Annotated in this window: 15 protein-coding genes; 9 read left to right on the forward strand and 6 right to left on the reverse strand. The window is 60.4% G+C overall.

The window, feature by feature from the left end:
• Positions 1-66: 66 nt before the first annotated feature.
• The 3 genes from accC (at position 67) to VJ464_26740 (ending at position 2786) form a co-directional block, all read left to right on the forward strand.
• Positions 67-1449, forward strand: coding sequence for an acetyl-CoA carboxylase biotin carboxylase subunit (accC, locus tag VJ464_26730; GenBank protein ID HKQ08746.1), 1383 nt, complete (start codon positions 67-69; stop codon positions 1447-1449).
• A 26-nt stretch (positions 1450-1475) separates the two neighbouring features.
• Positions 1476-2090 (forward strand): thiamine phosphate synthase, encoded by a 615-nt coding sequence (thiE, locus tag VJ464_26735; GenBank protein ID HKQ08747.1) that lies wholly within the window; start codon positions 1476-1478, stop codon positions 2088-2090.
• Between the two features lie 183 nt (positions 2091-2273).
• A complete protein-coding gene (locus tag VJ464_26740; protein HKQ08748.1) occupies positions 2274-2786 on the forward strand; it encodes a carboxypeptidase-like regulatory domain-containing protein in 513 nt (170 codons plus the stop codon).
• Here the strand turns inward: VJ464_26740 and VJ464_26745 are convergent.
• The 3 genes from VJ464_26745 to VJ464_26755 all read right to left on the reverse strand — a co-directional run bounded on the left by VJ464_26745 (position 2783) and on the right by VJ464_26755 (position 6516).
• A complete protein-coding gene (locus tag VJ464_26745; GenBank protein ID HKQ08749.1) occupies positions 2783-3955 on the reverse strand; it encodes a hypothetical protein in 1173 nt (390 codons plus the stop codon). The two genes, VJ464_26740 and VJ464_26745, sit on opposite strands and share 4 nt — an antisense overlap.
• A 170-nt stretch (positions 3956-4125) precedes the next feature.
• Positions 4126-5901, reverse strand: a complete 1776-nt coding sequence (gene aspS / locus VJ464_26750; GenBank protein HKQ08750.1) for an aspartate--tRNA ligase — start codon at positions 5899-5901, stop codon at positions 4126-4128.
• A 96-nt stretch (positions 5902-5997) separates the two neighbouring features.
• Positions 5998-6516: a gamma carbonic anhydrase family protein gene (locus tag VJ464_26755; protein ID HKQ08751.1), complete on the reverse strand. Its 519-nt coding sequence runs from the start codon at positions 6514-6516 to the stop codon at positions 5998-6000.
• 115 nt (positions 6517-6631) lie between these two features.
• On the opposite strand from VJ464_26755, the gene VJ464_26760 reads away from it, so the two are divergent.
• The 3 genes from VJ464_26760 (at position 6632) to VJ464_26770 (ending at position 9826) form a co-directional block, all read left to right on the forward strand.
• Complete coding sequence (locus VJ464_26760) at positions 6632-7264, forward strand: hypothetical protein (GenBank protein HKQ08752.1); 633 nt, start codon at positions 6632-6634, stop codon at positions 7262-7264.
• A gap of 48 nt (positions 7265-7312) precedes the next feature.
• Positions 7313-8326, forward strand: a complete 1014-nt coding sequence (locus VJ464_26765) for a redoxin domain-containing protein (GenBank protein ID HKQ08753.1) — start codon at positions 7313-7315, stop codon at positions 8324-8326.
• 264 nt (positions 8327-8590) lie between these two features.
• Complete coding sequence (locus VJ464_26770) at positions 8591-9826, forward strand: hypothetical protein (GenBank protein HKQ08754.1); 1236 nt, start codon at positions 8591-8593, stop codon at positions 9824-9826.
• A gap of 19 nt (positions 9827-9845) precedes the next feature.
• Here VJ464_26770 and VJ464_26775 read toward each other — a convergent pair whose 3' ends face one another.
• The 3 genes from VJ464_26775 to VJ464_26785 all read right to left on the reverse strand — a co-directional run bounded on the left by VJ464_26775 (position 9846) and on the right by VJ464_26785 (position 11137).
• Positions 9846-10097, reverse strand: coding sequence for a hypothetical protein (locus tag VJ464_26775; GenBank protein ID HKQ08755.1), 252 nt, complete (start codon positions 10095-10097; stop codon positions 9846-9848).
• A 30-nt stretch (positions 10098-10127) separates the two neighbouring features.
• Positions 10128-10559, reverse strand: coding sequence for a glycine/sarcosine/betaine reductase selenoprotein B family protein (locus tag VJ464_26780; GenBank protein ID HKQ08756.1), 432 nt, complete (start codon positions 10557-10559; stop codon positions 10128-10130).
• A gap of 116 nt (positions 10560-10675) precedes the next feature.
• The gene (locus VJ464_26785) at positions 10676-11137 is read right to left on the reverse strand and encodes a peroxiredoxin (GenBank protein ID HKQ08757.1); all 462 of its coding nucleotides are present in this window, start codon (positions 11135-11137) and stop codon (positions 10676-10678) included.
• Between the two features lie 150 nt (positions 11138-11287).
• On the opposite strand from VJ464_26785, the gene VJ464_26790 reads away from it, so the two are divergent.
• The 3 genes from VJ464_26790 to VJ464_26800 all read left to right on the forward strand — a co-directional run bounded on the left by VJ464_26790 (position 11288) and on the right by VJ464_26800 (position 12900).
• Positions 11288-11683 (forward strand): transcriptional repressor, encoded by a 396-nt coding sequence (locus VJ464_26790; GenBank protein ID HKQ08758.1) that lies wholly within the window; start codon positions 11288-11290, stop codon positions 11681-11683.
• Positions 11684-11758: 75 nt separating this feature from the next.
• Complete coding sequence (locus tag VJ464_26795; protein ID HKQ08759.1) at positions 11759-12325, forward strand: peroxiredoxin; 567 nt, start codon at positions 11759-11761, stop codon at positions 12323-12325.
• A 95-nt stretch (positions 12326-12420) separates the two neighbouring features.
• Entirely contained in the window at positions 12421-12900 is a 480-nt protein-coding gene (locus VJ464_26800; protein HKQ08760.1) for a redoxin domain-containing protein, read from the forward strand.
• Positions 12901-12907: the final 7 nt, after the last annotated feature.

The raw sequence follows: 12907 nt of genomic DNA on the forward strand, positions 1-12907 counted from the left end.
AAGGGGCCGGCCTCGCCCCCACTTTTATTCTGACTCCTGACTCCTGACTCCTGACTCCTGACTCCTATGTTTAAAAAAATTCTCATCGCCAATCGCGGAGAGATTGCCATGCGCGTCATCTGGGCGTGCAAGGAGCTTGGCATTCCGACGGTTGCGGTGTATTCGGAAGCTGACCGCGACGCGCTGCACGTGCGCTTCGCCGACGCCGCCATTTGCATTGGGCCGGCGCCTTCGGCGAAGAGCTACCTGAATATTCCCGCCATCATTTCCGCCGCCGAGATCGCCAACGTTGACGCCATCCATCCGGGCTATGGCTTTCTCGCCGAGAACGCTTACTTTGCCGAAGTCTGCGAAGCCTGCAACATTAAATTCATCGGCCCGCGCCCCGAAACGATCAAGCTGATGGGCGACAAAGCGCAGGCGCGGGCGGCGATGAAGGCTGCCGGCATGCCGATCACGCCCGGCTACGATGGCATTATCGAAGAAGAAGAGGAAGCAATCCGCATTGCCGCAAGTATCGGTTACCCGGTGATCATCAAAGCATCCGCCGGCGGCGGCGGTCGCGGTATGCGCATCGTCCGCAATCCCTCTGAGCTGCTGACGGCGCTGCCTGCGGCGCGTCACGAGGCGGAAGTCGCTTTTAACAATCCCGCGGTCTACATCGAAAAATATATCGAGGTCGCGCGCCACATCGAGATTCAGGTCATGGGCGACACGCTCGGCAACGTGGTGCATCTTGGCGAGCGTGAATGCTCGATCCAGCGCCGTCACCAGAAGCTGATCGAAGAATCGCCGTCGCCGGCGCTGACCCCTGCGCTCAGGCAGGCGATGGGCGAAGCGGCGGTGCAGGCGTGTCGCGAAATCGGCTACGTTAACGCCGGCACCATTGAGTTCTTGCTCGACGAGAACCTGAATTATTACTTCATGGAGATGAACACGCGCATACAGGTCGAGCATCCGGTGACCGAGTTTGTGACCAACACCGATCTGGTGCGCGAGCAGATACTGATCGCTGCCGGCTACCCGCTGGAGTTCGAGCAGGACGAGATTGGCTTTAGCGGCCATTCCATCGAGTGCCGTATCAACGCCGAATCGCCGACCACCTATGCGCCGTCGCCGGGGTTGATTACGACGCTGAACCTGCCGGGTGGCCCCGGTGTGCGCATTGACACGGCGGCTTATCCGGGGTGGTTCGTGCCGCCGCATTACGATTCGCTGATCGCCAAGTTGATCGTCCACCACCGCACGCGCGACATGGCCATCGCGCGAATGCGCCGGGCGCTGGAAGCCTTCATCGTCGAAGGGATCGAAACCAGTATCCCCCTCGACCAGCGGATTCTCGCCGACGCCGACTTTCAAGCGGGCAAGATGTCTACGAAATTTATGGAGCGCTTCATCCCCGCCAGGGCGGCGAAGAAATCCGAGCAGAAGGCCAGCGCGGGCGAATGACCGGCGGCCCCGCCGGATGTTGAGCGATGACCTTCACGCTGCCTAAACTTTATCCCATCACAGACACGCGACTGAGCGGCCTGACGCACGCCGAACAAGTTGAGCGCCTGGCGGCTGGCGGCGCGACCATTGTGCAGTTGCGCGAGAAGCTCGCTTCGCCCCGTGAGTTCTACGACGCCGCGCGCGAGGCGATGCGAGTCGCCCGCGCCCTCGGCGTCCGCCTCATCATCAATGACCGCGTAGACATCGCGCTCGCCGTTGACGCCGACGGTGTACATCTCGGCCAGGACGACCTGCCGCCCCGGCGGGCGCGGGCCCTGATGGGCGCCAGCCGCATCGTCGGCTATTCGACGCACAACGTCGAACAGGCTCTGGAAGCCGATTCTACGCCGGTGGATTACCTGGCCATCGGCCCCGTCTTTCAGACGACGACAAAAGAGAAGGCCGACCCGGTAGTTGGCTTTGAGTTGATTGGGGGATTAAAATCTCGCCTGACGAAGCCACTGGTCGCCATCGGCGGCATCACGCTTGAGACTGCGCCCGCCGTCATCGCCGCAGGTGCCGACAGCGTCGCCGTCATTTCGGACCTCTACGCCGGCAACATCACCGACCGCACGCGCGAGTATCTTCGTCGCCTTTGATCCTTATGAGTGGCGGCGCCGGACCGTGCGGCCCGCTTTGCCCGCGAATCTAACTCCGCTACGCCATTCGTACGTATGTTATGATTCTACCCAGAAACGAACTCCCCTGATTGAGACGACGAATCCGGTTTACCGCCATGAAGCCAGGAGCGCCTCAGGACGGATGACATAAGGAGCTTTGCAATGGTTAAACGAAACGCGATCCCTTTACATGCGCTGCCGGCGCTGGTCTTCACCGCGCTCTGTCTGCTCTCGACAATCATCACGGCCACGCCGCAGCCGGTGGCTACGCAAACCGGGCCGCAAGCCGTGCCGGGAGCGCCGCTGAAAGGCGTTGACGTGAAGCTCGGAAGAAATCCCGGCGGTTCGCCTGCCGCGCGGACGACGGATCAAAATGGCAAGTTCGATTTCGGCGTCTTGCCGAAAGGCTCCTACTACCTGATCGTGTCGCTGCCCGACAAAAACAGGAGTGCCGCGGCGAGTCCGACTGTGAAGACTTGCTGGGTCACGATCAACGGCGCGGTCGGCGGGGCGATTCAGAAGGGCTGGGACTTTGAAAAGAATCGCGCCTTCGACGCGGCGACGATGGGCACGGCGAAGGCCGCCACTCAAGAGAAGATCATCATTGAGTCTGACGGCGCACACCCGTTGAACGGCACCATCGTCAAATCGAAATCGAATATCTCGAACAACTAATTGGCGCAAACTTGATTACAGAAGAAAGCAGTGCTGATGCTGCCACAGGGGCCGGGTGGGTTGCTCACGACGATATTGCCGGGCAAGTTGCCGCAGAACCTCTTCACCAGGCGAATGATTCGGTAGTGGTTGGTTGTCCCAGGCTCAAGCTCGACGAACTTAACTTTCTTGGGCGACACGCCACCGACCGTGACCGTCGCGCCCTCTTTGATGTTCGAGCCAAAGACCTCTAAGACGAATGACCCCGTCGGGTTGCGCAGGAGATGGCAACCATTGACGAGCGGTATATCCAGTACCGGGTCGGCGATCACTTGATTCAGCGATATGACGTAATCGGCCGTCCCCAGCGAACAGTTGCCGATGGCGATGAAGAAGGTGCCGCCCGACGGCACGCTAATAAATTGAGAATTCCTCGGAGCGGTCGTCGTCATGTCGGCGATGATCCGCCCATCTTCCACGGCCACTCGCTGATCGCGCCGGATATAGATGTTGATGCTTTGATTGCTCTGCGCGCCGAAGCCGACCAGGACGACGACGCCGCAAGGGCCGGCTGGGGGCGTGGTGACTTTATATTGCGTACGGCCCAGCGAGCAGGAGCCGGGCGTCGCGGCAGGGATTTCGCCGAATGTGGTGACGGCTGGAAACTGAATTAAGGGTAGCTCTACGGTGTCAGCGTCGGGCGGCACGAGCAGCGACGCGCGAATGGTATAGGTTGCCATCTCCGGACTGCAATTGCCCACGGCGATGAAGTAAGTGCCCGCCTCGAACAGGTGTGGTCCCGTCACGGGAAAGGTAAGCGGCGCGCCTCCTCTGGCGGAGAAATCGGCGACGATTCTGCCATCGTCTGTGATCGCCCTCTGACCAAAGCGTGCGAAAATACTCAGGTCGAGTCTGGAAGGCGTGCTGATCTCTATTTTGATCTGCGTCGCGCCGCCGGGGTACTGAATCGCGTACTCCGTCTGCCCCAGCCCACAGGCGTCTGGGCTACGCGGCGGAATCGTGCCAGTCAGCAGCGTGTCGAAGGGCAGGGGGACGATGTCTTCAGGAGCCGCCGCGCTGGCCGCCATAGCCGAGCTTGCGAATGGCAACGCCGGGCGCATTTCGAGGGCAGCATATGAGCAGGCGAAGATGAACGAGAGCAGGGTGACACAGCAGATGAGCCGTCGCATAACTTCCTCCGAGTTGGGACGGTGCGGGTACGGGCAGCTGTGGGTAAGTCTAAACCCATGTTTTCGGAAGGTCAACGCATCGGGCGTTGCCTGAAAAGCCGAGAGCCACGGGACGCTGTGATGGCGTTCCATGGCTCTCGCGTTAAGTATTATAGTGGTGGACTCGACCTTCAATCAGCGATGCGAATGTGCAGCTCGCGCAGTTGGTCTTCGGAGACCGTGCCGGGCGCGTCGTTCATCAAGTCCACGGCGCTCGCCGTCTTCGGGAAGGCCATGACATCACGGATCGATTTCTCGCGCGCCAGCAGCATCACCAGGCGGTCGAAGCCGAAAGCGATGCCGCCATGCGGCGGCGTGCCGTATTCGAGCGCGTCGAGCAGGAAGCCGAACTTCTGCCGCGTTTCTTCTTCGGTCAGGCCCAGCACCTTGAAAATGCTGCGCTGCAAATCTCGCGAGTGGATACGGATTGAACCGCTGCCCAGCTCGGTGCCATTCAACACCAGGTCATACGCCTTCGCACGCACACGGCCCGGATCGCTTTCGAGCATCGGCAAGTCTTCGTCGTGCGGGCTCGTAAACGGATGATGCATGGCGTACCAGCGGCCCTCGTCCTCGTGGTACTCGAACATCGGGAAGTCAACCACCCAGAGGAAATTGAACCGGCTCTGATCGATCAGGTTCTCGCGCTCGGCGACTTCGAGCCGCAAGGCGCTAAGCGCCGCGGCAACCGCAGACGCTTTGCCGCCGACAATGAGCATACCGTCGCCCGCCGCGCAACCGGCTGTGGAAGCCAGTTCTGCGACCTTCTCTTCGCCCAGCGCTTTCGTAAGCGACGAGGTCACTTCGCCGGTGTCCGCGATCTTGATGGTCGCCATGCCGCCGGCGCCGTAACGCTTGGCGATTTCGGCAAGCTCGTCGAGCTGTTTGCGCGAATACTTCGCGCCGCCTTTGACGGTGATGGCTTTGACCTGGCCGCCGGATTCGAGCGCCGCCTTGTAAGGCGCGAACTCTGTGCCCGCCAGCGCTGTGCCCAAATCCTGCAACTCCATCGCGAAGCGCGTGTCCGGCTTGTCGGTGCCAAAGCGGCGCATGGCGTCGGTGTAGCTCATGCGCGGGAAGGGGATTTCTACCTTCACCTCAATCAGCTTCGCCATCTCGACGAACATCGGTTCGAGCGTCTTGAAGAGGTCGTCGGGGCGAATGAAGCTCATCTCGATATCGATCTGCGAGAACTCCGGCTGGCGGTCGGCGCGCGCGTCTTCGTCACGGAAGCAGCGGGCGATCTGAAAATATTTGTCGTAGCCGGCGACCATCAGCAGTTGCTTGAAGATCTGCGGCGACTGCGGCAGCGCGTAGAAGCGGCCCTTCCATAGACGGCTCGGCACGATGTAATCGCGCGCGCCCTCGGGCGTCGTCTTGATCAGCATCGGCGTTTCGATCTCGTAGAAGCCATGCTCGTCCATATACTTGCGGACGGCGATGGTGGCGCGGTGGCGCAGGCGGATGTTGTATTGCATCTTCTCGCGGCGCAGGTCGAGGTAGCGATACTTCAGGCGTATCTCTTCGTTCTCGCGGCTCGAATCCATCGAGAAGGGCGGCGTCTTGGCTTCGTTAAGGAGGTACAGCTCGCGCGCCTTGACTTCGATGCGTCCGGTCTTAATCTTCGCGTTGGTCTGATCCTTGTCGCGCATGACGACCTTGCCGACGACGGCGATGACGAATTCGCTGCGCAGCTCCTTGGCGCGCTGGTGCGCTTCCGGGTTCTTTTCCTCGTCAAAGACGACCTGCACGACGCCAAGGCGGTCGCGCAGGTCAATGAACGTCAGCTTGCCGAAATCGCGCCGGTTGTGCACCCAGCCCATCAGGCAGACCATTTCTCCGGCGTGCTCCGGGCGAAGCTCGCCGCAATACTTCGTGCGTTTCAATGTCCCTAAAGTGTCAAGCATAATTCCCAATGACGACTGCCGAAGGCTGACCGCCGACCGCCGCCGGATAGTAGTTATAGTGCGAACGGATACCGCGCCTGCCGCGCCGTCTGTGAATCAACCGCCGAACTCTGCCTGATAAGTCGCCTTGTACTCGACGTAGCTCTGCCAGTGGCGATTGATTAGCGCGACCTCTTCGTCGGTGACTGCGCGCCGCACTTTGGCCGGTGATCCCATGACCATCGAGCGCGGCGGGATCACCGTCCCCGGCGTCACCAGCGACCCGGCGGCGATAAACGATTCTTCGCCGACCGTGACGTTGTCGAGGACGATTGCGCCGATGCCGACCAGCACGCGATCCTTGATCGTGCAGCCGTGCAGCACCGCCGCGTGCCCGACCGTGACACCGTCGCCGATGATCGTAGCGAACCGCCCGCTGGTCACGTGAATGATTGTGCCGTCTTGAATGTTGCTGTGGCTGCCGACGCGGATGTGATACACATCGCCGCGCAGCACACAGTTGAACCAGACGCTCGACTGCTCGCCGACGTGGACGTCACCGATGATCTGGGCGCTCGCTTCGATGAATGCCGTCTGCGCAATATGCGGCGTGATGCCTTTGTAGGTACGAATCATAAGCGGTGCCCGTCGGTCACTTGCTTCGCCTTTTCTACGCGCGTCTCGCACAGGCGGAAAACGCGCCGGGTACTTAAAACACTCACGTTAGCACATCGCCGGAAAGCGTCGCAAGTTGACACTCAAAAGCCGCTCGACTAGCATCAGCCTGATGAAGCGGGGAATCTATTTGCTGGCGGCGATCACGATTGGCCTGACATTGCTCTTGTTTGTCGGCTGCGGCGGCGGCAAGCCGTTCAACGTTAAGAGTGAGGTGACGTTGCCACCCCTTGCCGATGCGCCGACAGCCCACACCGCCAGCGTTCGCATGCAGGCTGCCGCCGTGCGAGACGAAGATTTTCTGTTGGCGACTTTCGACGCCAACCTGGTGCTGGCGGGCGTGCTGCCGGTAAACGTGACGGTGGTCAACCAGACAGCCCAACCGCTCGACCTGCACAAGGCGCGCTTCGAGCTGCGCACCTCTGACGGCCATGCGTACAAGGCCGCCGATGCCAAACGCGCCTTCGGGCGGTTGATTAAATACTATGGCATCTCGACCTATAATAAATCGGGCTATAAGAAATCGCGGGAAGATTTTGCGGCCTACTTGCTCGACACCAGTGCGCCGCTGGCTATGGGCGAATCGCGGCGGGGAATGCTATTCTTTATCGTGCCTGACAGCGTGATTCGCACGACAGGTCTCAAGCTGATTGGCGCTCGCCTCGGGGTCACAGAGAGCGGCAGCGCCCTCGAACTACAACTCAATTGACGCGGCCCGTTGGGCAAATGAGGCCGTGTCCTGATCGAAGGATTTATAATGAAGACGAGTTTTCGCCATTGCCTGTTTGCCATGATTGCGGCCACCTTGCTGGCTGTCTCTGCTTTTGCTCAGGAGACTTTTCACAACCCGGCCTTCGAGACCGATGACGAATTCGGCAAAGCCTTCGCTCAGGGCCGCGTCCTGCTGCGCCAGGGCAAGCTCGATGACGCGGTCAAAGAGCTGACGCGCGCCGCCAAGCTCAAGAACGATCAGTGCGTCGAATGCTTCACGCTTATTGGTCAGAGCAATATGCAGATGAACAAATACAAAGAGGCCGCCGCCGCCTATCGCCAGGGCGCCGAGCTGGCTTCGCCGAGCAAGGCCGAGTTGTACAATCTGGCGGGCGTTGCCTTCTATTTCGCGGACGATAAGTCGTTGTTTGCCGAAGCCGCCGCCATGTTCAAGCGCTCGATTGAAGTCAGTGAAGGCAAGATTCTCCAAGCCTATTACAATCTCGGTTACGCGCTGCTCAAGGCCGGCAAGACCGAAGAAGGCGTCGCGGCCTTGAAGACCTACCTCGAAAAAAGCCCGCAGGCGGTCGAAGCCGAAGCCGTGCGGGCGATCATTGCCAACCCGAAGCTCGTCAGCGCGCGCTTCGCCATGCCATTCAAAGTGACCTCGGCTACGGGCGAGTTGTTGTCGCTCGACAAGCTCAAAGGCAAGATCGTGCTGCTCGATTTCTGGGCGAGCTGGTGCGGCCCGTGTCGCGCCGAGATGCCCGCGGTCAAGCGCGTCTGGGAGAAGTATCAGAAAGAGAACTTCGTCATCATCGGCGTCAATCTGGACGACAACCGCAAAGCCTTTGACCAGTATGTCAAAGAAGAGCGCGTCACCTGGCCGCAATTCTACGACGGCAAGGGCTGGAATAACCGCATCGCCCAGCTCTACAACGTGCATGCAATCCCGGCCACTTTTTTGATCGATCAGCAGGGAATCATCCGCGCTTCGGGGCTGCGCGGCAGCCGGCTCTATGACAAGATTGGCGAGCTGTTGAAGGAAAAGGCGAAGTAGGTTTTCTGCTCCCGGCGCATCAATGAAAGGGCGGCCTGAGGCCCTGACGCTTCAGGCCGCCCTTTCATTCTACGCGACAGCGCCGGCGCATGTTGATCTGCGCCCGGCTTAATGCGCTCCGACGGCGAAACCATAGCCGCACGGGGGGTGAGGCGTCATCAAGAAGTTATTGACAGCCCTGCCGCTTTGTAATATTGTCCACCCGCCTCTAGTGTTCCCCCAAAGACTTGTAAGTCGCTTATCTAAGGACGCGAAGGAGCCCCTATGCAAACAGAATCACGCGCGCCCTCGTTCAAGCAGCCGCCCTGGCTGCTCGTTTTGTTTGTGATCGTGCTCATCGCCGTCGTTGCCGTGGCGCAGAACACCAACAGCAACACCAGCGGCAACACCAACAGCAGCGGCACCCGCACCAGCACGACCGCCAACACTAACAACACCAACACCCAGGCCGGCGGTACGACGACCTCGACGACAACTTCGACAGTCCCTACGACGACCGGCTGCCCCGATCTCAAGGACGTCACCGTGACGAACGTATTCAAGGGTAATCGCATCGGGGAGCCGAAGGACCAGGCGGCCCCCCCGCGTGAGCCACCCGAGGTGCAACTCGGAGACGATCTGACGCTGGAGGTCAATAATTTAGACACCTTGATGCAAAGGGCGCAATGCACGACACCGCACAAGCAGATCGTCCTGTTCTTAAATGGGAGGCCCGTAAAGAACCTCACGCCTTTCCCGCCGACCGATCCGAAAGGTCAACGGCTGGTCTTCCCGCTCAAGCGCACGGACGACTCGAGAGATGTCTGGACGTTCATTCTGGGATCGCCTTCCTTGTCCCCGAGGCCAACCGACGTCAGTGTCGGCCTGGACGGGGAGTATGCGGTGGACTCCAATCAGAAGGTCAACCTCAAGGTCGTTCCGGCCGGGTGGTTCATTTTCTGGCTGCTTTTATTCCTTGCGCTGCTCGTGGGGTTCCTGGTGCTCGCTAAACGGAGTGATGTCCTGCGCGAACCGGGGGACCCGCTGCCGAATAATGTGCGCAAAGCGTTTAGTCTTGCCCGCACGCAGGCGGCCTGGTGGTTTTTTATCATCCTGGCCTGCTACCTGCTGATTGGGATTATCACGGGAGATTTCAGCACGTCGATTACCGGGACCGTTCTCGTGCTGCTCGGAATCAGCGCCGGCCAGGTCGTCGGCTCAGCCGCGCTCGATGCGGGCAGCGCGGCGAATGCGGCGGCCCCGCCCGCGGGCGGTGCGCCACCGGCTCCGCCCGCCGCCGAGCCGACCACCGGGCACTGGTGGTATGACATCATCACGGACAAGACTGGCGTGAGCTTCCACCGCTTCCAAAACGCCGTGTGGACGCTGGTGCTGGGCATTATCTTCATCGTACAGGTGTACAAAGTCCTGGCGATGCCGCAGTTCAGTGAGACGCTCTTAGGGTTGATGGGGATCAGCGCCGGGACCTTCCTCGGCATGAAGATCAACGAGAACAAATAGTCCCGCCCACCCGGGGGGACTACTCGTCGCCGCCGTATTCCGGGTAGTCGAATTCGATGACTTCGCCGGGACGCGCCGGCCCCGCCAGTAAGCTCAAGGCATCGCGCAAGACCTGCTTGTGCAGGCCGGCCATCTCGGGCCGGCCCATCGAATTGCCAATCTTGAAGCCTCTGGGGGACATGGCGCGCGGCGGGCGCATCTGCTTAGAAACCTCCGGGCTTACGGTAATCAGCACCGTCGGGATGCCGCGCATTTCGATCTCTCGTTGCACCGCAACGACCGTGCGGTGGCAAACGTTCGGTCAGCCGCCGGTCAGGATCACGGCATCAGCACGCGACTTTCGGTCAATCTCTTCGGCAATCTGCGGCGCGGTCTCGTCATACATGCGCTTGAGCTGCATGGTATAGCCCATGTAACCGACGTGCTCGCGGGCTTCACCGCCGACGATGCCTTCGGCAATCAGGGCGCGCAGCGCGTCTATGGGAAAGACCACGTTGATGTCGCGGTCGGCGTCCGTATGGTCGTAGTGGTGATGCGTCACCATCAGATCGCCGGCCTGGGCGTCGGCGCCGATGACGCGGAGGCTCAGGTCGCCCAGATCGTCGGCAATGTTGAAGGGCGGTTGATCCTTGCGGTGGACGCCCGCCGCCGTGACGATGGCAATCGCGGCACGTGACAGCTCGCGGTCAAAAGGGGTGAACGGCACACACTTGCGGGACAGTTGGGACATCATCGTATCTCTTCAGTCGTGACGTTGTAGGAAGGATGAGCCGGCGCGTTGACGAGCCGACAAAAACGATTCGCGCAGGGCGTCGCTCATCCTTCCTGGTGATCAGCGTCCGCCGGCTTTCAATCGAGCTTTCTCAGCACGTCGTGGATGACTTCGTTGTCGGGCTGGTCGCCGATTGCGTGAATGTCTTTGTAGGCGATCTTGCCGTCCTTGTCGATGACAAACAGGGCGCGCTCGGAATAGCCTTCGGGCCGGTAAGCGCCATACTGTTGCGCCACCGCGCCTTTGGGCTCAAAGTCTGAAAGGAGATCGTAGGAGATGCCGCCGAGGCTCTTGGCCCAGGCTTTGTTGCAGGGAACGGAGTCAATCGATATACCCAGCACGTGGGTATCACGCTCCTCGAAGCGGCTGAGATCAGCCTCATACGAGGGCATCTGTACGGTTCAAACCGGTGTCCAGGCCAGCGGGTAGAACGCGATGAAGACGTTCTTCTTGCCGCGAAAGTCGGACAGCTTGACTTTGTTGCCGTTGTGGCTCGGCAGCTCAAAGTCGGGCGCCATGTCGCCTACTTCTACAGCCATTGGCTTTCCTCCAGTCAAAGATTTAACTACACATAATTATGATGTATGCCAAGCGCCGGTCGAAGTCAAGGCGAAGCGAGCATTTCGGCCTTGACAGGGATTAGATTTAGAATTATTCTAAATATCGTTATGGCAGTTCACGGAAAACCGATGGGCACAGCCCGCAATGCTAACCTGACTCCGCAGCGCGAGGTTGTGCTCCAAGTCGTCACCGACGCCGAGCATCACCCGACTGCCGCCGAAGTCTTCGACGAGGCCAAAAAGCGCCTGCCGACCATCAGCTACGCGACGGTGTACAACTCGCTGCGCTATCTGAAGGACGCCGGCCTGATCCTCGAAATCACTTTCGGCAACGCCGCCAGCCGCTACGACAGCGAGACCAGCCGCCACGACCACGCCGTCTGCACAGGCTGCGGCAAGCTCGTAGACTTCGACCTGGCGGAGACCGTCGAGCTGATGCGCGCGGCGGCGCGGCGCACGCGCTTCAAGCCCGCGAGCATTCATCTGACGCTGCTCGGCCTCTGTCCCGACTGCCGTGCGGATTAATACGGACGTTCACGCAATGATTGATGCGGCCAGGTTTTTTGCCGCGACATGGTAATTCAAATTGAGGGAGGAAAGATGTCAGCAACTGCAAAGTCAATTGAGAAAGCTCAGATCGGCCAACCGGCGCCTGATTTTGAAATGGCGTCAACCCGCAACATCGAGAAGCTGGACGCCAGCGTCAAGCTCTCCGACTATCAAGGCAAGTGGGTGGTGCTGCTGTTTTATCCGCTCGACTTCACTTTCGTCTGCCCGACGGAGCTGACGACCTTCAGCGACCGTTACGATGATTTCGAAGCGATCAACGCCGAAATCGTCGGCGTTTCCACGGATTCGGTCTACTCGCATCGCGCCTGGCTGCGGACGCCGCGCGACAGCGGCGGCGTCGAAGGGCTGCGTTACCCGCTGGCCTCGGACATTACCGGCACGGTGGCGCGCGATTACGGCGTGCTGATCGAAGACAAAGGCATCGCCCTGCGCGGCCTCTTCGTCATCGATCCTGAAGGCGTCCTGCGTTACAAGGTCGTTCACGACCTGAACATCGGGCGCTCGGCGGAAGAGACCTTGCGCGTCATTCAGGCGTTGCAGACCGGCGGCCTCTGCCAGGCGGAGTGGCGTCCGGGTCAGAAGACGCTCGGCGCTTAACGATCAACTCCAATCCGATTGATGGGCGATGAGCGCGCAAGCCTTCATCGCCCATTCGTCTATCAACCCGGTTAGATCAAGTCGAGGTAGTCAAGATGCCAATGAGAATTAACACGCCGATGCCGGCGCTCGACGGCGCGACCGCGTGGATTAACGGCAACGCCGCGGAAGCGCCTGGCGAGCCGGCCCGCCTGACCCTGGTGCATTTCTGGTCGCAGAGCTGCGGCATCTGCAAAGAGAACCTGCCCCGCGTCGCCGAGTGGCGCGAGGCGCACCGCGGCGACGGATTGCGGGTCATCGCCGTTCACATGCCGCGCTACCCGGCAGACGTTGAGTTGAGCGGCGTGCGCGAGGCGATTGCCAGCTATGGCATCGAAGAAGCCTGTGCGATTGATAACGAGCACCGGCTGCGCGACGCCTTTCAAAATGACCAGGGCTACGTGCCGGCTTATTACCTGTTTGACGCCGAAGGCAAGCTGCGTGGGTTTGCGGCGGGCGAGCGCGGCATTGATTTGATCGCGCCGACGCTGAAACGGCTGCTCGCAGCAACCGCCCAGGAAGCGCAGGTAAAGTAGAAGCCTT

The organism is Blastocatellia bacterium (genome assembly GCA_035275065.1).
In the GTDB taxonomy this organism is placed as follows: domain Bacteria; phylum Acidobacteriota; class Blastocatellia; order UBA7656; family UBA7656; genus DATENM01.

Excerpts from the sequence above, each read along its gene's own strand:
- accC (HKQ08746.1), top strand. The coding sequence starts at position 67 with ATGTTTAAAAAAATTCTCATCGCCAATCGCGGAGAGATTGCCATGCGC.
- thiE (HKQ08747.1), top strand. The coding sequence starts at position 1,476 with ATGACCTTCACGCTGCCTAAACTTTATCCCATCACAGACACGCGACTG.
- VJ464_26740 (HKQ08748.1), top strand. The coding sequence starts at position 2,274 with ATGGTTAAACGAAACGCGATCCCTTTACATGCGCTGCCGGCGCTGGTC.
- VJ464_26745 (HKQ08749.1), bottom strand. The coding sequence starts at position 3,955 with ATGCGACGGCTCATCTGCTGTGTCACCCTGCTCTCGTTCATCTTCGCC.
- aspS (HKQ08750.1), bottom strand. The coding sequence starts at position 5,901 with ATGCTTGACACTTTAGGGACATTGAAACGCACGAAGTATTGCGGCGAG.
- VJ464_26755 (HKQ08751.1), bottom strand. The coding sequence starts at position 6,516 with ATGATTCGTACCTACAAAGGCATCACGCCGCATATTGCGCAGACGGCA.
- VJ464_26765 (HKQ08753.1), top strand. The coding sequence starts at position 7,313 with ATGAAGACGAGTTTTCGCCATTGCCTGTTTGCCATGATTGCGGCCACC.
- VJ464_26770 (HKQ08754.1), top strand. The coding sequence starts at position 8,591 with ATGCAAACAGAATCACGCGCGCCCTCGTTCAAGCAGCCGCCCTGGCTG.
- VJ464_26780 (HKQ08756.1), bottom strand. The coding sequence starts at position 10,559 with ATGATGTCCCAACTGTCCCGCAAGTGTGTGCCGTTCACCCCTTTTGAC.
- VJ464_26790 (HKQ08758.1), top strand. The coding sequence starts at position 11,288 with ATGGGCACAGCCCGCAATGCTAACCTGACTCCGCAGCGCGAGGTTGTG.
- VJ464_26795 (HKQ08759.1), top strand. The coding sequence starts at position 11,759 with ATGTCAGCAACTGCAAAGTCAATTGAGAAAGCTCAGATCGGCCAACCG.
- VJ464_26800 (HKQ08760.1), top strand. The coding sequence starts at position 12,421 with ATGCCAATGAGAATTAACACGCCGATGCCGGCGCTCGACGGCGCGACC.